The sequence below is a fragment of the Entomomonas sp. E7T21 genome (genome assembly GCF_058693955.1).
On record NZ_CP191672.1, the window covers coordinates 1,381,558 to 1,397,786 of the forward strand.

Below are 16,229 nucleotides of genomic sequence, written 5' to 3' on the forward strand. Positions count from 1 at the left end.
AAAGATTTATTGTGGTTTTCAGTGTATGATATTAATAAGTTTAAGTTATGGAAATAAGTACAACGTGAAGAAATATCTTTATTCAACAGCATATTTTGTAGTTGTTGGTTTATTGTTTGCCACTTTATTAATGATGGTACCTGTACAGATAATGGCTTTTATGCAAGGCAATAAAGGTTTTGTCAGTATATTGCAAAGTATTATTATTATTCCTTTTATTGCAGCTGTTGCGGGTAGTCTATTAGCAGGTATTCCTGTGGTAATTACAGGTTTTTCTATGGCTTACTTTAATCGTCTCCCTATGCCTATTTTTATAATAGCTACTGTATTGGTAGGTGTTGTATTAGAGTTTATTTACTGTCAGTTATTATCTGTTAAAGCTGATTATGTGCCTATTATTTTAATTGTAACAGTGGTTACTACATTATTTTTATGTCTTAGCTGGCGGTTATGGATAGATCCTCGTATTAGCGATTAATCTATTAAAAATACCAATAGAACCTATAAAATAAAAATAGATATGCCTAATTAATAGGTTAAATTATCAGTATGCTTATGAAAATGCGTGACATTTGAATATAGATATACTATTATAATATGGAATCCTGACTATTTTAACCTATAAAATAGCTATGTTTATATTTCACCTGATGGTATTCCTACTTAAAATAGGAAAAGGTTATGATGCAACTTAAAGATCGTATTAAACAAGCACGTAAACACGCCAAATTAAGCCAAAAGGAATTAGCTGATAAAATTGGTATTACACAACCTTCGCTTTCTGAATTAGAAACAGGTAAGTCACAGTCAACATCTTATATTGCGTCCATAGCGAGAGCTTGTGGCGTAGATGCTTTTTGGCTAGAGTCTGGTCAAGATAATATGGTTAATTCTTCTACAATCGTAAAGACTGCTGAGAAACAAGGTCGTTATTATCATACTAACTTGGAAGAAAACACTACAGATCCTCAATTATTAACTCATCCAGAAATGCTACCTATAGAAGCGTGGGATGATAATACTCCATTGGAAGATGATGAAACAGAAGTTCCATTCCTGAAAGAGGTAGAACTTGCAGCAGGATCAGGTAAGTTTGCGATTACAGAAAGTCATACCAGAACTAAATTACGATTTGGTAAAAGTACACTTCGTAATAAAGGAATTAATCCTAATAAAATAGTTTGTGTGACAGTAAAAGGTAATAGTATGGAGCCTGTTATCTTAGATGGTGCTACTGTAGGGGTTGATACAGAAAATACAGCCATTGTTGATGGTAAAATTTATGCAATCGCTATTGATGATGAACTGTTACGGGTTAAATTACTTTATCGATTAGCAAATGGCCAAGTGCGTGTTCGTTCTTTTAATCGTGAAGAATATGAAGATGAAACCTATGACCTTAAAGATATTAAAGTATTAGGTCGAGTATTTTGGTACTCTGTACTGCTTTAATAAATTAAAATAGTGCCTATATTTATATAGGTATACCTATTTACTTTATTAATATTTCCTTATATACTTGCTCTCAGTGATCTCATTGGGAGTAAATAAGTATGCTAAATGGACAAATAAGCTATGATTTAGCTTTACCATCAGAAAATACTTTAGATAACTATATTACTGAACAGGTTAAAAAACTATTAACGACCTGTAGTTGCCAATTAGTTACTGGTAAAGACTATGAGTTGGAAGTAGCAGCTCAGGCCATTAATGGCTTAGTTGGGGAGCATGAAACAGCAGATGTTTATCTCTATGCGGCCATTGAACGTCAAGACTGGCAGGAAGTAACAAGAATATATCAAACGGTTTTTCGTCCTAATATTTATCAAGCTGCTTATCAAGTAGTGGCAAGATGTTATTCTCTTTAATAAATACTTATATCTTTTAATAATCTAATAAAATATTAGCTAAGATCAGTTTTATTGATAGATATAAAAATTATAATCACATCACAAAATTTAAAAATAATCAAAAATTGCTAAGGAGATAATTATCATGGCAGAAGTAACTATAAGAATTGTTGATAATGATAATGGCAATGTTAGTCTTATTATGGAAGCAATACCACCTTTGCAAGGAACTGATAAAGACACATTTACTGAGGCTCAGCAATTAGGTATAGCATTTATGGAACACATTGTTAAACAAGGGATCAAGAATTTTATTAAATCAACTAATGAGAATTGATATTAAGCTTATTTCATCTGTTACTAACATTTAAATAGTAATAACTCACATTATTTTGAGTAGAGATAAAACCCTTGTTTTGCTGCTTTTAAAAAATAATCTAATGCTTGATTATAGTCTTATTTAACATAAAGGCTTTTTGGTAATAGCTACCTACCATCGTTTGAGCTATAGCATTATTTTCATCGGCAGCCAGTCAAAAGTATTGATATGCCTTTGCATAAGTTTTAGTTAAATAGGCTTTTTTCCCTTCAGCTAATAGATGAAAAACTAAGTAGCAAAATTTAACCAGTTTTTCACATTAATCATCCCTTATTCAGGATAAGAGGGGACGTTTTAGCATTAATGCAACAAAATAAAATTATAAAAAAATAGTTGCATATCTGTTTACCTATAACTATAATATAGGTATTCCGATTTAAAAGAGTATTTTAAATCTTACTTTAATCATTATATTGTTTGTATATCAATTCATTTGAGTTGTGAATTCGTTTGTCTTGGCTACCTATATTTTATATAGGTAAATAGATGAAAGTAAATAATTTATAGGTAATTTAATAATTAAGAGGTGTTAAATGGCAAATCAATGGTTAAGACTCTGGCATGATATGCCCAATGATCCTAAGTGGCGTACTGTTAGTAGACTTTCTAAACAGCCAATTGCTACAGTAATGGCAACCTATATTCATTTATTAGTTGTGGCTTCTCTATCAGAAGAGCGAGGCACTGTACAAATAAATGAAGAAGATTTAGCCAGTGCTTTAGATATAAAACCAGAAGAAATAAAAGCAATTCTTACTGCAATGCAAGGAAGACTATTAAAAGGCAATAAACTAATAGGTTGGAGTAAACGTCAACCATTGAAAGAAGATGGTTCAGCCGAAAGGGCAAAAGCGTGGCGAGAAAGTAGAAAAAAACAATCAACAAAACAAACGAACGCAACTGAACTACAAGAGAAAGATACAGATAAAGAAAAAGATACAGAAATAAATACTCTCTCTAAGAGTAATTTAGAAAAACAAACGGATCAAACTTTTACTATGTTTGAAGATTGGCAACCAGCTGAAGATTTTTCTAATTACTTGATAAAACTAGGAGTAACCCTTGAGCAACAACAAATTCCACAAGCAGTTCTACAAGAGTTTGTGTGTTTCTGGTGTAGCAAATCTGATATTAAAAAAACGCAACAACAGTGGTATCACGCTTTAGCACAGTCTTACCAATATGCCTTAAACCGAGAAAAGTATTATGGAAAAACTAAGCGATCTGCTCAAAAAGCCACTGGAAGTATCAGCACAACAGCCACCGACTTTAGCTGGTTATCAGAGTGAAGCCTTAGAGAGTCAACAAGCGATGATGAATGTGAATAAAGTCTTTACCACGATACGCGCCACTTATCCAGCGTGGTATGAGAAATATTACCGTGATCAAAAAAGTGAGCAGGTAGCAAAACGCATTTGGTTAACTGGTATTAAAGAGTTAACCACTAATCAGGTAAATAATGGTTTGCATCGCATGGTGTTGGAATGTGAATTTCCACCGAAATTAAAGGAGTTTATGCAGCTAAGTAAACGAGTAGATGGCTTAGTTTGTTTGGATTTAGCATGGGGAGAGGCATTAATAGGTAGTTATAGTCACCCAGTTATTAAAGCAGCAGCGGAGTTAACTGGTATTTTTGAGTTAAAGCAGGCGAGTTATGACAATCTTTCTCTTAAAAAACGTTTTGAATATTACTTTATCCAAGTAACTGAAAACTTTACCAAAGGTAAATCACTTAAAGAAGTTGAAAAGAAATTAAATAACACAGCTGATTGTATTCTTAAAGCAGTTGAGCAGCAGTTAGAAGACAGAGTTAAACAACGAATTAAACAACAAGGTATTAATGAACAGAACGCAAGAGCAACTTGTTTAGCATTACTAGGTATTAAGCGTCACTAGTACAAGCATATTGATTGAATAAAAGGAGTAGCACAACAATGGCATCCATTCAAGCACAGCGTAAAAATGAACTTTTTAGTGAGCTAGCAGAAAATATCAAATTTGAATTGATGAAAACGGGATTGACTGAAAATGAAGCTGGACAAAAAGCTGAAGAGATTACTTTTAACCTTTATGAAAATTGGCGAGGGCTTTCAATTGTTTTTCCAATGAATCCTCAACGCTATATGGAAAAGTTAAAAACCAAGATTTTAGCAGAGTTTAATGGTCGTAATAGTACCGAAATCGTACGTAAATATAAAATTTCTGAAAATATTCTATACCGTTGGAACAGAGACTATTTACGCAATAAGCAACAACAAACAGATACCATCAATAACTAACAAAGAGGTAATGTAAAATGTCTAAACGTTGTGATACTGATTGGTTTCGAGTGATTTGTGATTTAAATAAATTTAACCTTTCACTGCAAGCCATTTCTAATATAATTCAAGTGCCTAAGCCTACTATTGTAGGCTGGAAACAAGGAGCAGAACCAAAGCATGGTGATGGTGAAAAATTAGTGAAGCTATGGTGTAGTGTAACAGGAGGTTCTCGTACTGACCTACCAGGCATTAGTAAAGATGCTTGGTGGAGTTACCATTTCAAAATGGGTTAATATTAGGCAAGTAAAATTAACTATTGTGGTCAAGAGTATTTTGAATACCAATGAGAGCAATAATGTGCAAGACGTATTTAATAAGATGAAAGAGATTAATAATGCTGCTAGCGATAGATGTTTATTACTTCCAAGAGCAAGCTAATGCGGCAGGGGTACTTTTTAATGATTGGTCTGATGAAAAGCCACAAAGTGTTATCATTGAACGTTGCACACAAGTAGCTGCCTATGAATCTGGACAGTTTTATAAAAGAGAACTACCTTGCATTTTACAATTATTGAGTGTGATCACTGAACCTATCGATTATATTATTGTTGACGGTTATGTTACGTTAGGTGCAGAGAAAAAAGCAGGGTTAGGCATGCATTTATATCAGGCACTGGGAGCACAGAACAAAACTATTCCTATTATTGGGGTAGCAAAAACTCAATTTGCAGGTACACCTATGGAGTGTGAAGTGTTGCGGGGGCAAAGTCATCAACCACTTTATGTGACTGTAGTAGACATTGAGCTAGAACAGGCAAAACAGGCTATTAAAAGAATGCATGGAGATTATCGGCTACCTACCTTATTAAAAGAAGTGGATAGGCTTTGTCGACACATATAAAAAGGCCATTTATTTATGATTGTAGTAAATAATGGCATCTATAGGCACAAATAAAGTATCTAAAATCAAAGATAAAGGAAAATCTAATACAGCCAAAGGTGCTAAAGATATCATGGCTGTATCTCGGTTGGCACAATCATCATACCAAGTACATTGCACGCCTTCGTTAATAATCTTAGCATCAGCTGCAATGCCAGGATAAAAAGGTGGCTCATAATTACCTGAAGAATAATTAACACCATGAGTAATAGAGCTAGCACATCCCGCTAGTGATAAAGCTATTATTATAAAAAGAGTGTGTAAAAAAATGCGCATAAAATGGCTACTCTATTTTTAAATTATTTTCTTAATTATCCATTAATTCATCACCTTTAGCAGTATAATCAAAGGTCGAATAGTCTTAAATAGAATTTATTTTAAGGTACAATAAATATTGTTATTTATAATGATTGTAAATCAGCTAAACTTACATCGTGCTAAGTAGTGAGTGAAGGATCGTACAGATGTTGTCATATAAAAGGTATACAAAATTAATCATTGGCTTATATGTGCTGTTTAGCTCATTGGTTATGGCTCAAAATGATGATAACAAAGCATGGCAACAGTTAAAAGCAAAAGAAGGGATGGTTATTGCCTATTTTAAAAAGCATGGAGAGCGCACGTATGCACGCACAGAAAGTATGTACTACCGCAAACTACTTAGAGTAAATAAAACAGATAGTTACCAAGTTCAAGATTTTTATACAAAAAATAATGTTAAGCAAATAAATCCAATTATCTTAACAGATGTTAAAGATGCCTATAATTGGGAACCAAAAAGTATACAGGGAAAAATTACTTACTGGAAAAGCGATGGCAGTAAAGAAGCTGAGGCAACCTATTTGCAAGGAAAATTAGAGGGTATCTATCAAACTTGGTATAGCTCAGGCCCATTATATTCAGAAAGTTTTTATAAAGAGGGTAAGTTACAAGGGCGTTACACTATTTGGTATGAAACTGGAGAAAAAGAAGAAGAGTCTTTTTATGTAGACGGTGACTTACAAGGTAGTTATAAAGAATGGTATCAGTCTGGTCAACTCGCTTATGAAGCTAACTATGAGGATGACTATGAGTCTGGTACAGTGAATTATTGGCATGAGAATGGCCAACTTGCAGAGCAATATACACGCCTTAATGGTAAGTTAGAGGGGGTGTATAAAACATGGCATGATAATGGTCAACTTGCTTCAGAAAAAACCTATAAAGAAGGAGAAATAATAGGAGAGGCAAAAGGATGGGATAAACAAGGTAAATTACTTTATACCCATCGTTATAAAAATGGCCATATATTGTGGCCTCAGAAACTATAAGCGGCTGATTTAAATAAACAGAATAATTATAGTGATAGTGAAAAATGGGACTAATTCGATATTTGATAATAGTGGCAAATTGTATATTAGTAGCTAGCAATGGTTGGGCTGCTGTTAATCCACTGACTGTGCAAGATAAAGGTGAGCAACAGTTTGTAACAGGGTTCGTGTTAGGTAGTGTAGTGGCTTATGCGTTACATAACTATTACAGCTATTATCAGCAATGCCCAGAATATATTGAGGTGCTAAACCTACCTGATATTAGTTATTTTGAGGATAGTCCATTGGCTAGTGTGAGTGTTAATAAACAATGTACGTTGAGCATTCACTATAAGGATGAGGCAACGATTGTAGAAGGCTTACGTGGTAAAACACTAACTATTAAAGAGGCGATGACTTCAGGTAAAGAGGAGCAGAGCTTTACAGGGCAGTGCAGCTTTAATGGCGACAGTCGTTATGCGCCTGCTAAAGATTGTCAATTGACCGAGCAGCAACAAACAGCACTTACACCACAAGTGCTAGCATTAGGCACTTGGTACAGCAAACTCTATAGTGATCAAGGTGCTGTTCCTAGTCTAAAAGCGCCTATGAATGAAGCTGTATTACTTGCTTTTGAACAAAAAAAACTGCTCACTAACTATTATATTAAACACGGGCAATGTCCTAAAGATAATCAGATTTTAGGTGTTTTACCCGCAGTGGAAATTACCGGTGCTTTTGTGGAAAGTGTTGTGGTTGAGGGGTGTGATATAATTGCAACATTAAAAAATCAAAAAAATCTATTTCCAGAGTTACGGGGTAAGTCTTTAATTTTAAGAATGATACCCACTAATCAACAAGGTATTTTTAACTGGCAATGTGGATCAGACGCTGCGGTTAAATTTTTACCTAAACAATGTCAGTAGTTGTAGGATTTTAATAGATGATTAACAGTCGTAAACAGTCCATTTTGTGGTTGATAGCGTTAATAGGATTAATTATAGGAATTAGTTATTTAACGGTGTATTTAATAACAACTCCTTATCAATTAATAACTAATGGTGCATTAGTTAGCTGTTTGGTGACAGGTGTTTTACTGTTATCACTGTTTGCACGTATACAAAATGGTGAGTATGCCTATCCACGATGGTGTGTTTTTATTATTGTCATATTACTAACTATTTGTGGTCAGCTATTATTAAAGTATTGGGATCCATTATTTATAGATGTAGTAGGGCGTAAACGTTATTGGTCAATAATGGCAGAGCCAAGTCGTATTTATTACATAACCAGTTGGGCATTATTAGCAATTTTATTACTGATAGCAACTTGTTGGCTGTTATTAAGACTCACTAAACGCTTTGTGGTATTTGGCTTTTATGAACTTTCACCAGTAGCCATACTAGTAGGTTTTAGTGCTTGGATGATTGGTTTAGATAGCTATCTAAATCCCTCTCTATTAAAAACCTTAAGCATTGATTTGGCTGGTCTATTAAGTATTACCAATGAAAATATAATGCAGTGGCTATATAGAGGATTAATCGCTATTTTTATTTTAATCAAAATAGTGATTGCTATACTTTATCAGAAAAAGTGGTTAGAAAAAGTACAACGGCTATTATGGATTAGTATTACTATTTGGCTGGTTATGTTATTAGCTAATATGGCGCTAATAGCACTAACAAATTTATTTATTAGTTATATTGGTATTGCTGGTATTATAATAAGCTATTATGTATTAGTAGCTATGGTTACTGTGTTAATATTTCAATTATTTTTAAAGGAATAAGTTATTAAAGAATTTTTATAAATAAAATAAATTTATATTAGTTCAATAACTTGGTTTTATAGCAAAACTTTATAAAAGATTATTTATTTGCTTTTTAGGCAATTAATTTTATAAGTTTGTATTAAGGGGAAAGGCAAATGAATAGTATTGTGTCTATTACAGACATTATGACAAAAGCGCAGTATTGCCATAGTCAACAAAACAGTAAACAAGCATTGCAATATTACTTACAAGAAGCAGATAAAGGAAATGCAGATGCTATGTTTAGCATTGCTTGCATCTATCGTTATAGTGATGATGTTAAACGAGATTGTGGGCAAGCATTACAGTGGTTTCAAAAGGCTGCTGATAATGGTGTTATAGAAGCACTGTATGAAGCAGGACTAATTCTTGTGGATGAAAAAGACTATCAACAAGCATTCAATTATTTTTTAAAAGCGGCTGATCAAAATAATATCAATGCCATGTTTGAGATTGCTCACTTGTATCTAAATGGTGAGGGTGTGCAAGAAGATCAGCAGCAAGCAAAAATATGGTTTAAAAAAGCAGCTGAGTTAGGGCATGAAGGGGCACAAGAGGAATTAGATAGAATGCAGATTTTTAAGTTACTTAATAAGTAAGACTTTGTCTAATTAACAAGTTGTATTAGCTCAGATTTGAGCTGCTACTTGTGTGGCTTAGAGTCACGCTTAATCTGACAGGCTGCTTTGTGCCAATAAATAGCGGACATTTTTTTGATATTAGCTCCATATAAATAAGTTGTAATTACATACATTTATTACCCAAAGAATTGTTCTCATTTGTTACATGCGTTCTCTGATGGACACGTATTGATAGTTATTTTGTATGGCTACAATACCATATTCTAGATTGATGATCATTGGTGGACTTTTTACGAATCTCAAATTGTTTAGACTCATGAAGTACATGACGCCAACTGCTACAACCGTATCTCTTAGGTAAGTGATCCGCTCCGTGTTGTTTGATATATTCAATAGCACATTGCAAAGATGTCCATCCATCTTGACTTAGTTTGGCTTCTGCATCTTTTAGCAAAGCTACAATGGTACTACGCTCCCATCGGACACCTTCCCCATTTGGTAAAATCCCATGAAAAAAATCTTGTATCACAGGTGCTTTTATAAACTCACTTGCTAAGTCTCTTGTATCGGAAAATGATTCTAGTAGTTGATGGAATGGATGGATATGTCGATCAAAACGTTGAGAACAATCATCTAGGTAACTAGCAGCCAACTGATAGTCTTCTTTTGATGAGAGAGGATGTTGTTCCAAAAAACAGTGTACCAGCTCATTACGTAATTTGACTAATTCTTCTAATTCTGTGGTAAAGCTTTTATGATATTCAGGAGACAGTTCAAGCTTATACGCTATGTGAATATGAGGCTGGTCTAGATCATCAGGTACATCGTCATCCTCCGTTGAGTTAGCTGATGTCTGATCTAGAAGGACATTACTTATGAATTCATTTGTGATTTTCCCTAGAGTCTTTGTAGAAAAATAGTTCTCTCTAGTTTCTTTTATTGATTGAATATCACTCAGTAGTCCTTTAATTTCGCAATTAGAAACACATCTTTTCATGACATGTTCATAGCTTTGAAAACGCAGGAGAAGCCTCCCATACTTTTGCTCAAAAACATTCTTCATTTCAGCAAGATCTTGCGTTTTAATAGTATTAGGGTTGTTCTCTATCATACCTGTATCGTTTATCCTATACGTAGTGTGTGTAACTATCTCTTAAAATAAGACGAGAAAATGCTGCTATAACTTAAGAGGAAATTACTTTGATAAAATATCTTTATAGCTTTGTCAGGGATGGTTTGGAGTAGCACAAATAAGTCCATTGATAAGTATAACAATAGCCAGCTAAGTTTTTTAATTATTATAACTTAGCTGGTGAGTTAATTACTGAGCAGTAAAAGCATCTTTGCTAAGATTAATAGGTTTGCCATTAGCATCTTCTGCTGAGATAACCTTTCCTTGATCAAAGGTTGCTTTAAAACGTATAGGGCCATTTTGTTGCCAAATTCTCCACTCACCTTCTTCTTTACCTGCTAGGTATTGTCCTTCAATATATTTGCTACCATCTTCATACCAGAGATTTGCTTTACCATTGGCTAGGTCATTTTCAAAGCGCATTTCTGACCATTTAATACCTTGCTCTGTCCATTCTGTAAAAGTGCCTTGGCGTTTACCTACAATAAAATGTCCTGAGCCTGCTTTTTGGCCATTTCTATACCATTGCACAAAAAATCCATCAATGCTTAATGGATCAATAGCTGTAAGGTCTTCTTTATTATGAATAATAAAAGGATCTGTCTGCTTAGTTTTGCCATCAACAAAAAAATTCTGCACTAAATAACCATTGGATTGAATTTTTAATAGCTGGCGGTAGCTACCTGTAGGTGAGGGTTTAGTGATGTTATTACCGCGTTCATCAAAATAAGCAATAGTAGTATTTTCAACTAGTTTAGGTGTTTGAGTACAGGCTGATATAAGCAAGGCAATACAGCCAAAAACAATAAAACGAGAGAATATAGTTATCATAGTTAATTTTCCATTTATGCACACCTTGGTTGACTTATGCTAACAGAAAAGGTTGAGTAAATTAAAGAATTAGTGGAGAAGGGTTGCGTAAAATTAGTTATACTTCAATATAAAATTTAGTTGAGTGACAGGGTATAGAGTGAAAAACACTTTATTAGTTATATTATTTTTGTTGAGTTTAACTAGCTTTGCTACTGCACAGACCGCCTTGATTAATCAGGCAGATTCTGTAGCAGATAATACCTTGCAAGAAGGTAAGATTATTGCCTATTACAATGAAGATTGGCAACAAGTGCCAGCTAATGGAAAGGTATCTTACTATCGTAAATTGATCTCTACCGATGGCAATAAAGGTTATTGGATACAAGACTTTTATGCAGATACTCATACCAAGCAAATGGATTCTGTTTTAGTTGCCAATAAGGCTAGTATTTTACAGGGACATATTATACCCAATGAGGGTAAGGTAGTGGTATGGTTCAAGGATGGTCTTAAAAAAGAGCAAAGTGAATATAAAAATGGCCAAATACAGTCCATTATAAAGTGGCATAGAAATGGTCAAAGAGGATTAGAAGGTTATTATCAACAAGGCGAAAGAAACGGAGTTTGGACGGGTTGGTATCAAAATGGTAATAAACATTGGCAGGGTAGTTTTGAAAGGGGAAAACGTCAAGGTTTGTGGACACTATGGTCAATTAAAGGTAATAAAGAGCGAGAAATGCAGTTTCAGCAAGGAGAAAAAATAGCCCAGTGGAGTAGTTTTGATGAGGATAATAAATAAGCTTATTAATAGTGTATTTTTAAGTAATGTTTATATTTCTTGGGGATATTTTAAATAGTTTTTTTACTACTGCTTTTCATATATTAATTATCCAATATATTTTACATGTAATTATTGTAATTTACACATGTAAAATATATAATTTGTAATATGTTTAATATTTATTGCTTTCTAGAGTAAAAATGTACAGAGAATAGAAAGTTTTATTAGGAGGTATATGATGGGATTAATATTTGTTGTTATTATGTTTGCAATTATTGGTGCTATTGCTAGTGCAGTAAACGCTTTAGCTGTTCATTGGGCCGCAGCATTAGCTGAAGCTGAATATCCTGATTATAAAGAAACTTTTATTACCATTTTTTGGGGATATATGGTTTTCTTTCTGGTTATGACTGTGCTCACAGTAGTTAAAATGCACAATGGTTTGTTTATGATTTTGATTTGGCTAGGTATTATCGGTTGGGTTATGTATACACTAGTTAATAAATTAGGAATAGAAGGTAATAAAAATATTGTTATTTTTGTTGGGATGTCTTTCTTCTTTAATGTAATGATCAGTTTTGTAATAAGTTTATTTATGCCCCGTTGATTTGATATAAAAAGAGTATGAGAAATTTATAACGATTGTTTATAGAGCAAGATAAAAAGTTTAATAAGAAGGTAGGATTACACAACGAGAGTGAAAGTGTAATGAATTCATGCATGCATTGGGTATCATAAGAAAGTAAGGAGTGAGCAGGTAGGATGAAAACAAGGGTAAGCCATCTTTTAAAAGCAGTTGGTATTTTGTTTATTATAGTCGCTATTGTGTCGTTGTTTATTACTAAACCAATGCGTTTTTCTAGTTTTGAGCAAAGAAAACTGTATGAAAGTAGTACATACCAACATTTGGAAAAAGCAGGGATAGCAACTAAGGCTGTGGTATCTGCTGTTATTAGCGAGCCAGAGTCAGCTACTAATTTATTGGTAAAGTTTTTTACTCAAGAAGGCAAAAGTTCAGAAGCCTATATCTTGTTAACTAAGGTATCTTACAATGAAGGTGACCTTGTTAATATAGTATACAATCCAGAAAATACTCAACAAGCTAGAATAGCACCTAACGAAGAAATGGAGCTAAATTGGTCACTATTTGGGTGGTGTATGGTAATAGGGGGTATACTCTTTTGGGTGGGAAGTTTCCGTCATAAAGTATCTGGTGGATTGGAATAAATAACTTATTGATGACAGTTGGAAAACCAACCTGTTAGTTAATACACACTAAAACCCTCACAAGAGGGTTTTTTTATGTCTACATATCAAGCAAAACATAAAGCACGAGGTCGTTATGGTGTGCTTACTCCTAGTAATCAATGGTTAGCAGACTTTTTAGGGTCAAAAGAGCAAGCCATTGCCAAAGCAGAACAACTAAATCAACAAATTCAATCTGATAACCAACCAAAGGTTGTGAAAGCAACCAAACCAATGGTTTCTAATAAAGCTCGCAAATTCCATTTTACCCTGACAAAAGAGGGTTGGTTAAATACAGGAGAATAATGATGGGTAGTGCCAAAAAAGCATTAAAAAAAGCAGCGGGATTAGTCGGTTTAGGTGGTGGCCCAGAAGCACCTAAGGTAGTACAACGTGATCCACAACAAGAGGCTGAGGAGGCGGCTAATAAAGCAGCTGAAAAAGCCAATATCGAACTTGCCCAAAAGAAAAAACAACGTAGAGCGAATAGTTTACTGTCTACTGGTGGAGAAAAAGGTAACGCTAAACAGACATTAGGCGGCTAACACAATGGAAAATTTAGCAAATAAAATCAGTAGTCGCTTAGAGACACTAAGATCACTACGTAAACCCCATGAGCAGGTATGGAAGGAGTGTTTTGATTTTTCTTTTCCTGTACGTGGCACAGGTTTTAATAGTGAAGTAGTTAGTTCTGCTACGATTCAACGTAAGAAATCACAGCTATTGGATTCCACCTTAACTGATGCAGCACGCACTCAAGCCAGTGCCATTATTAGTGGCCTTACGCCTGCTAATTCACGTTGGTTTGGTTTAGATGTAGACCATGCAACAGACGAAGAAAAACGCTGGTTAGATGAGTCAGCCGATGTGTTGTGGCGTAATATTCACAACTCTAATTTCGACTCGGCCGCCTATGAAGGCAATCTGGATTTAATGAGTGCAGGTTGGTTTGCTTTATATGTAGACAGTGATCGAGAAAAGGGTGGTTTTACTTTCCAGTTATGGCCCATTGCCAGTGTTTATTGTGATAGCAGTCGTGCTGATGAACAAATAGATATTGTTTATCGTTGCTATGAGTTAACAGCAGAGCAAGCGGTTAATGAGTTTGGCGAAGCCTTATCAGAAAAAGTAAGAAAACAAGCTGAACGTGATCCGAGTAGCAAAATTAAATTTGTACATGCTATTTATCCGCGTAAAGGTGGTAAGCAAGGGGATGTGGCTAAAAAATTACCGATTGCTTCCGTGCATGTGGACTTAGATAACAAACTTATTGTACGTGAGAGTGGCTATAACGAAATGCCTGTAGTAGTACCCCGTTGGATGCAAATTCCACAGAGTGTGTATGCCATTGGCCCTGTTTCTGATGCACTGCCAGATGCTAAAACACTCAATGAAATTAAGCGTATGGAACTAGCTAACGCTGATTTGGCTATTAGTGGCATGTGGATTGCGCAAGATGATGGTGTATTAAATCCACGTACCATTACCGTTGGGCCACGTAAAGTGATTGTGGCAAATAGCGTTGACAGTATGCGACCGCTTCACAGTGGTGCTGACTTTAATGTTTCCTTTACTAAGTGTGAGCAACTACAGGCAGCTATTCGTAAAATTATGCTGGCGGATCAACTGCAACCACAAAATGGCCCTGCTATGACGGCTACTGAAGTGAATATGCGGCAGCAACTAATACGGCAATTATTAGGGCCAATTTATGGACGGATGCAAGCTGAATATCTACAACCGCTGGTAGAGCGTTGTTTTGGTATTGCTTTTCGCGCAGGTATTTTTTCAGAGACACCTGAATCTCTGCAAAATAAATACATCAGTATTAAATATGTTAGCCCAATGGCACGCGCGCAGAAGTTTGATGAAGTAACGGCTATTAGTAACTTTGTACAGATGACTATGCAAAACTCCCAGGTTAATCAAGAAGTGTTGGATAACATTGATTTTGACAAAGCCACTCGTTTTACAGGGGAGGCATTAGGTGTGCCTGCACAACTGATTCGTACTGAGCAAGAAGTGGCAGATTTAAGGCAACAGCGTATCGAAGCAGAGCAACAAGCCATGCAAGCACAGTTAGCACAACAAGTAATAGCGCAACATTAAACAGGTGAATAATGACTAAAACTGTGGATGAATTTGATTATCAGCGACTTTTTGAACAGACCGCAGGGGGCGAGGCTATTTTAGAAGACCTTGTGACACGTTTCTCATTGCCGCCTTCTTTTGATGAGCATAATGCAGAAATCAAAACCTACTACCGAGCAGGGCAACGTAGCGTTATTGATTTTATTCTTTCTCGAATTAACAGAGCCAATGGAGTATCCGAACATGATGAATAAACTAACTACGATCTATCAAAATGAAGCCTATAGTGATGATGCTTTAGGTGAAGCAATCAGTGCAGGTTCTGTATTAGCTGCAACTGATGTTGCACAACCAGAAGGTTTTTTACCAGAAAAATATCAAGTATTTAAGCAAGATGGTAGTGTCGACTTAGAGCAAAGTGCTAGAAAATTATCAGAAGGCTATAGCCATTTAGAAAGACGTTTAGGTACAGGCGATATTCCGCCCCGCTCAGTGGATGAATATAATGTTGATTTACATTCAGATCTGTATACTTTTGATGATTTTAAACAAGATCCAGAAAATCTTGAATTTTTAGGTAAAGCCCATGAACTGGGTATGACTCAAAAACAAGTAGAGTTTGTATTAGGCGAATATGCTAAACGGCTACCTGAGTTGGTGCAGGCGGGCAAAGAATTAAATATTGAAGAAGCCTATCAATCGCTAAGCCAAGTTTGGCAAGATGAAACAGCTTTTAATAATAACTTGCGTACTGCATACCAAGCCTTTCAGCGTTATGCTGCACCAGAAGATCTACAGCATATGGATCAAATTGGTAATAATCCTATAGTGATTAAAATACTGGCTAATATTGGCAAAACATTGCAAGAAGATGCTGGTATTGGTCGATCATTAGGCTTCCAACAACAAGATATTAAACAACTGATGGGTAGCGAAGCTTATCGCAATGCAAGTCATCCAGATCATAAGGCAACCCATGAGCGAGTAAAACGTTATTACGAATCCACTTATGGTAATCAACCGATTGCTTAAAACTAATAGACTTAAGCATTTTAAA

At 35.0% G+C, this 16,229-nt stretch carries 24 protein-coding genes; 21 read left to right on the forward strand and 3 right to left on the reverse strand.

Features of this window, described 5'->3' with window-relative positions:
* Positions 1-64: 64 nt before the first annotated feature.
* The 9 genes from ACQVD9_RS06565 (at position 65) to ACQVD9_RS06605 (ending at position 5,391) form a co-directional block, all read left to right on the forward strand.
* On the forward strand, positions 65-478 hold the full coding sequence (locus tag ACQVD9_RS06565) for a hypothetical protein (protein WP_264745255.1): 414 nt from the start codon (positions 65-67) through the stop codon (positions 476-478).
* Between the two features lie 203 nt (positions 479-681).
* A complete protein-coding gene (locus tag ACQVD9_RS06570; protein ID WP_413774143.1) occupies positions 682-1,452 on the forward strand; it encodes an XRE family transcriptional regulator in 771 nt (256 codons plus the stop codon).
* A gap of 101 nt (positions 1,453-1,553) precedes the next feature.
* Positions 1,554-1,868: a hypothetical protein gene (locus ACQVD9_RS06575; RefSeq protein ID WP_264745256.1), complete on the forward strand. Its 315-nt coding sequence runs from the start codon at positions 1,554-1,556 to the stop codon at positions 1,866-1,868.
* Positions 1,869-1,995: 127 nt separating this feature from the next.
* The gene (locus ACQVD9_RS06580; protein WP_264745257.1) at positions 1,996-2,187 is read left to right on the forward strand and encodes a hypothetical protein; all 192 of its coding nucleotides are present in this window, start codon (positions 1,996-1,998) and stop codon (positions 2,185-2,187) included.
* A gap of 575 nt (positions 2,188-2,762) precedes the next feature.
* A complete protein-coding gene (locus ACQVD9_RS06585) occupies positions 2,763-3,518 on the forward strand; it encodes a DnaT-like ssDNA-binding domain-containing protein (protein WP_264745258.1) in 756 nt (251 codons plus the stop codon).
* Positions 3,436-4,125 carry a replication protein P gene (locus ACQVD9_RS06590; RefSeq protein ID WP_264745259.1) on the forward strand — a complete coding sequence of 230 codons (690 nt, stop codon included), beginning with the start codon at positions 3,436-3,438 and terminating at the stop codon, positions 4,123-4,125. Before ACQVD9_RS06585 ends, ACQVD9_RS06590 begins: the two co-directional genes overlap by 83 nt.
* Before the next feature lie 38 nt (positions 4,126-4,163).
* Positions 4,164-4,508, forward strand: coding sequence for a Mor transcription activator family protein (locus tag ACQVD9_RS06595; protein WP_264745260.1), 345 nt, complete (start codon positions 4,164-4,166; stop codon positions 4,506-4,508).
* Positions 4,509-4,525: 17 nt separating this feature from the next.
* Positions 4,526-4,783: a hypothetical protein gene (locus tag ACQVD9_RS06600; RefSeq protein WP_264745261.1), complete on the forward strand. Its 258-nt coding sequence runs from the start codon at positions 4,526-4,528 to the stop codon at positions 4,781-4,783.
* Positions 4,784-4,884: 101 nt separating this feature from the next.
* On the forward strand, positions 4,885-5,391 hold the full coding sequence (locus ACQVD9_RS06605; protein WP_264745262.1) for an endonuclease V: 507 nt from the start codon (positions 4,885-4,887) through the stop codon (positions 5,389-5,391).
* 9 nt (positions 5,392-5,400) lie between these two features.
* Here the strand turns inward: ACQVD9_RS06605 and ACQVD9_RS06610 are convergent, their stop codons facing one another.
* The gene (locus tag ACQVD9_RS06610) at positions 5,401-5,706 is read right to left on the reverse strand and encodes a YceK/YidQ family lipoprotein (protein ID WP_264745263.1); all 306 of its coding nucleotides are present in this window, start codon (positions 5,704-5,706) and stop codon (positions 5,401-5,403) included.
* A 188-nt stretch (positions 5,707-5,894) separates the two neighbouring features.
* On the opposite strand from ACQVD9_RS06610, the gene ACQVD9_RS06615 reads away from it, so the two are divergent.
* The 4 genes from ACQVD9_RS06615 to ACQVD9_RS06630 all read left to right on the forward strand — a co-directional run bounded on the left by ACQVD9_RS06615 (position 5,895) and on the right by ACQVD9_RS06630 (position 9,128).
* On the forward strand, positions 5,895-6,740 hold the full coding sequence (locus tag ACQVD9_RS06615) for a toxin-antitoxin system YwqK family antitoxin (RefSeq protein ID WP_264745264.1): 846 nt from the start codon (positions 5,895-5,897) through the stop codon (positions 6,738-6,740).
* Positions 6,741-6,784: 44 nt separating this feature from the next.
* Positions 6,785-7,645: a pilin gene (locus ACQVD9_RS06620; protein WP_264745265.1), complete on the forward strand. Its 861-nt coding sequence runs from the start codon at positions 6,785-6,787 to the stop codon at positions 7,643-7,645.
* A 17-nt stretch (positions 7,646-7,662) separates the two neighbouring features.
* Positions 7,663-8,508 carry a hypothetical protein gene (locus ACQVD9_RS06625; protein WP_264745266.1) on the forward strand — a complete coding sequence of 282 codons (846 nt, stop codon included), beginning with the start codon at positions 7,663-7,665 and terminating at the stop codon, positions 8,506-8,508.
* Positions 8,509-8,645: 137 nt separating this feature from the next.
* On the forward strand, positions 8,646-9,128 hold the full coding sequence (locus ACQVD9_RS06630) for a tetratricopeptide repeat protein (protein ID WP_264745267.1): 483 nt from the start codon (positions 8,646-8,648) through the stop codon (positions 9,126-9,128).
* A 217-nt stretch (positions 9,129-9,345) separates the two neighbouring features.
* Here the strand turns inward: ACQVD9_RS06630 and ACQVD9_RS06635 are convergent, their stop codons facing one another.
* Entirely contained in the window at positions 9,346-9,801 is a 456-nt protein-coding gene (locus ACQVD9_RS06635; protein ID WP_264745268.1) for an OST-HTH/LOTUS domain-containing protein, read from the reverse strand.
* A 630-nt stretch (positions 9,802-10,431) separates the two neighbouring features.
* Positions 10,432-11,073 carry a toxin-antitoxin system YwqK family antitoxin gene (locus ACQVD9_RS06640; RefSeq protein ID WP_264745269.1) on the reverse strand — a complete coding sequence of 214 codons (642 nt, stop codon included), beginning with the start codon at positions 11,071-11,073 and terminating at the stop codon, positions 10,432-10,434.
* Positions 11,074-11,212: 139 nt separating this feature from the next.
* Here ACQVD9_RS06640 and ACQVD9_RS06645 point away from each other — a divergent pair, with 139 nt between their 5' ends.
* From ACQVD9_RS06645 to ACQVD9_RS06680, 8 genes are all read left to right on the forward strand, one after another.
* Positions 11,213-11,854: a toxin-antitoxin system YwqK family antitoxin gene (locus tag ACQVD9_RS06645; RefSeq protein WP_264745270.1), complete on the forward strand. Its 642-nt coding sequence runs from the start codon at positions 11,213-11,215 to the stop codon at positions 11,852-11,854.
* Positions 11,855-12,071: 217 nt separating this feature from the next.
* Positions 12,072-12,443 (forward strand): hypothetical protein, encoded by a 372-nt coding sequence (locus tag ACQVD9_RS06650; RefSeq protein WP_264745271.1) that lies wholly within the window; start codon positions 12,072-12,074, stop codon positions 12,441-12,443.
* A gap of 155 nt (positions 12,444-12,598) precedes the next feature.
* The gene (locus tag ACQVD9_RS06655) at positions 12,599-13,063 is read left to right on the forward strand and encodes a DUF3592 domain-containing protein (RefSeq protein ID WP_264745272.1); all 465 of its coding nucleotides are present in this window, start codon (positions 12,599-12,601) and stop codon (positions 13,061-13,063) included.
* Between the two features lie 75 nt (positions 13,064-13,138).
* Positions 13,139-13,387, forward strand: a complete 249-nt coding sequence (locus ACQVD9_RS06660) for a hypothetical protein (RefSeq protein WP_264745273.1) — start codon at positions 13,139-13,141, stop codon at positions 13,385-13,387.
* On the forward strand, positions 13,387-13,626 hold the full coding sequence (locus ACQVD9_RS06665) for a hypothetical protein (RefSeq protein ID WP_264745274.1): 240 nt from the start codon (positions 13,387-13,389) through the stop codon (positions 13,624-13,626). Before ACQVD9_RS06660 ends, ACQVD9_RS06665 begins: the two co-directional genes overlap by 1 nt.
* A gap of 4 nt (positions 13,627-13,630) precedes the next feature.
* Complete coding sequence (locus ACQVD9_RS06670; RefSeq protein WP_264745275.1) at positions 13,631-15,190, forward strand: portal protein; 1,560 nt, start codon at positions 13,631-13,633, stop codon at positions 15,188-15,190.
* 11 nt (positions 15,191-15,201) lie between these two features.
* A complete protein-coding gene (locus ACQVD9_RS06675) occupies positions 15,202-15,426 on the forward strand; it encodes a Bbp19 family protein (protein WP_264745276.1) in 225 nt (74 codons plus the stop codon).
* Positions 15,416-16,204, forward strand: a complete 789-nt coding sequence (locus ACQVD9_RS06680) for a hypothetical protein (RefSeq protein WP_264745277.1) — start codon at positions 15,416-15,418, stop codon at positions 16,202-16,204. The genes ACQVD9_RS06675 and ACQVD9_RS06680 overlap by 11 nt, the downstream gene beginning before the upstream one ends.
* The last annotated feature ends 25 nt before the right edge of the window (positions 16,205-16,229 follow it).

Excerpts from the sequence above, each read along its gene's own strand:
- ACQVD9_RS06570 (WP_413774143.1), top strand. The coding sequence starts at position 682 with ATGATGCAACTTAAAGATCGTATTAAACAAGCACGTAAACACGCCAAA.
- ACQVD9_RS06575 (WP_264745256.1), top strand. The coding sequence starts at position 1,554 with ATGCTAAATGGACAAATAAGCTATGATTTAGCTTTACCATCAGAAAAT.
- ACQVD9_RS06580 (WP_264745257.1), top strand. The coding sequence starts at position 1,996 with ATGGCAGAAGTAACTATAAGAATTGTTGATAATGATAATGGCAATGTT.
- ACQVD9_RS06585 (WP_264745258.1), top strand. The coding sequence starts at position 2,763 with ATGGCAAATCAATGGTTAAGACTCTGGCATGATATGCCCAATGATCCT.
- ACQVD9_RS06590 (WP_264745259.1), top strand. The coding sequence starts at position 3,436 with ATGGAAAAACTAAGCGATCTGCTCAAAAAGCCACTGGAAGTATCAGCA.
- ACQVD9_RS06595 (WP_264745260.1), top strand. The coding sequence starts at position 4,164 with ATGGCATCCATTCAAGCACAGCGTAAAAATGAACTTTTTAGTGAGCTA.
- ACQVD9_RS06600 (WP_264745261.1), top strand. The coding sequence starts at position 4,526 with ATGTCTAAACGTTGTGATACTGATTGGTTTCGAGTGATTTGTGATTTA.
- ACQVD9_RS06605 (WP_264745262.1), top strand. The coding sequence starts at position 4,885 with ATGCTGCTAGCGATAGATGTTTATTACTTCCAAGAGCAAGCTAATGCG.
- ACQVD9_RS06610 (WP_264745263.1), bottom strand. The coding sequence starts at position 5,706 with ATGCGCATTTTTTTACACACTCTTTTTATAATAATAGCTTTATCACTA.
- ACQVD9_RS06615 (WP_264745264.1), top strand. The coding sequence starts at position 5,895 with ATGTTGTCATATAAAAGGTATACAAAATTAATCATTGGCTTATATGTG.
- ACQVD9_RS06620 (WP_264745265.1), top strand. The coding sequence starts at position 6,785 with ATGGGACTAATTCGATATTTGATAATAGTGGCAAATTGTATATTAGTA.
- ACQVD9_RS06625 (WP_264745266.1), top strand. The coding sequence starts at position 7,663 with ATGATTAACAGTCGTAAACAGTCCATTTTGTGGTTGATAGCGTTAATA.
- ACQVD9_RS06630 (WP_264745267.1), top strand. The coding sequence starts at position 8,646 with ATGAATAGTATTGTGTCTATTACAGACATTATGACAAAAGCGCAGTAT.
- ACQVD9_RS06640 (WP_264745269.1), bottom strand. The coding sequence starts at position 11,073 with ATGATAACTATATTCTCTCGTTTTATTGTTTTTGGCTGTATTGCCTTG.
- ACQVD9_RS06650 (WP_264745271.1), top strand. The coding sequence starts at position 12,072 with ATGATGGGATTAATATTTGTTGTTATTATGTTTGCAATTATTGGTGCT.
- ACQVD9_RS06655 (WP_264745272.1), top strand. The coding sequence starts at position 12,599 with ATGAAAACAAGGGTAAGCCATCTTTTAAAAGCAGTTGGTATTTTGTTT.
- ACQVD9_RS06660 (WP_264745273.1), top strand. The coding sequence starts at position 13,139 with ATGTCTACATATCAAGCAAAACATAAAGCACGAGGTCGTTATGGTGTG.
- ACQVD9_RS06665 (WP_264745274.1), top strand. The coding sequence starts at position 13,387 with ATGATGGGTAGTGCCAAAAAAGCATTAAAAAAAGCAGCGGGATTAGTC.
- ACQVD9_RS06670 (WP_264745275.1), top strand. The coding sequence starts at position 13,631 with ATGGAAAATTTAGCAAATAAAATCAGTAGTCGCTTAGAGACACTAAGA.
- ACQVD9_RS06675 (WP_264745276.1), top strand. The coding sequence starts at position 15,202 with ATGACTAAAACTGTGGATGAATTTGATTATCAGCGACTTTTTGAACAG.
- ACQVD9_RS06680 (WP_264745277.1), top strand. The coding sequence starts at position 15,416 with ATGATGAATAAACTAACTACGATCTATCAAAATGAAGCCTATAGTGAT.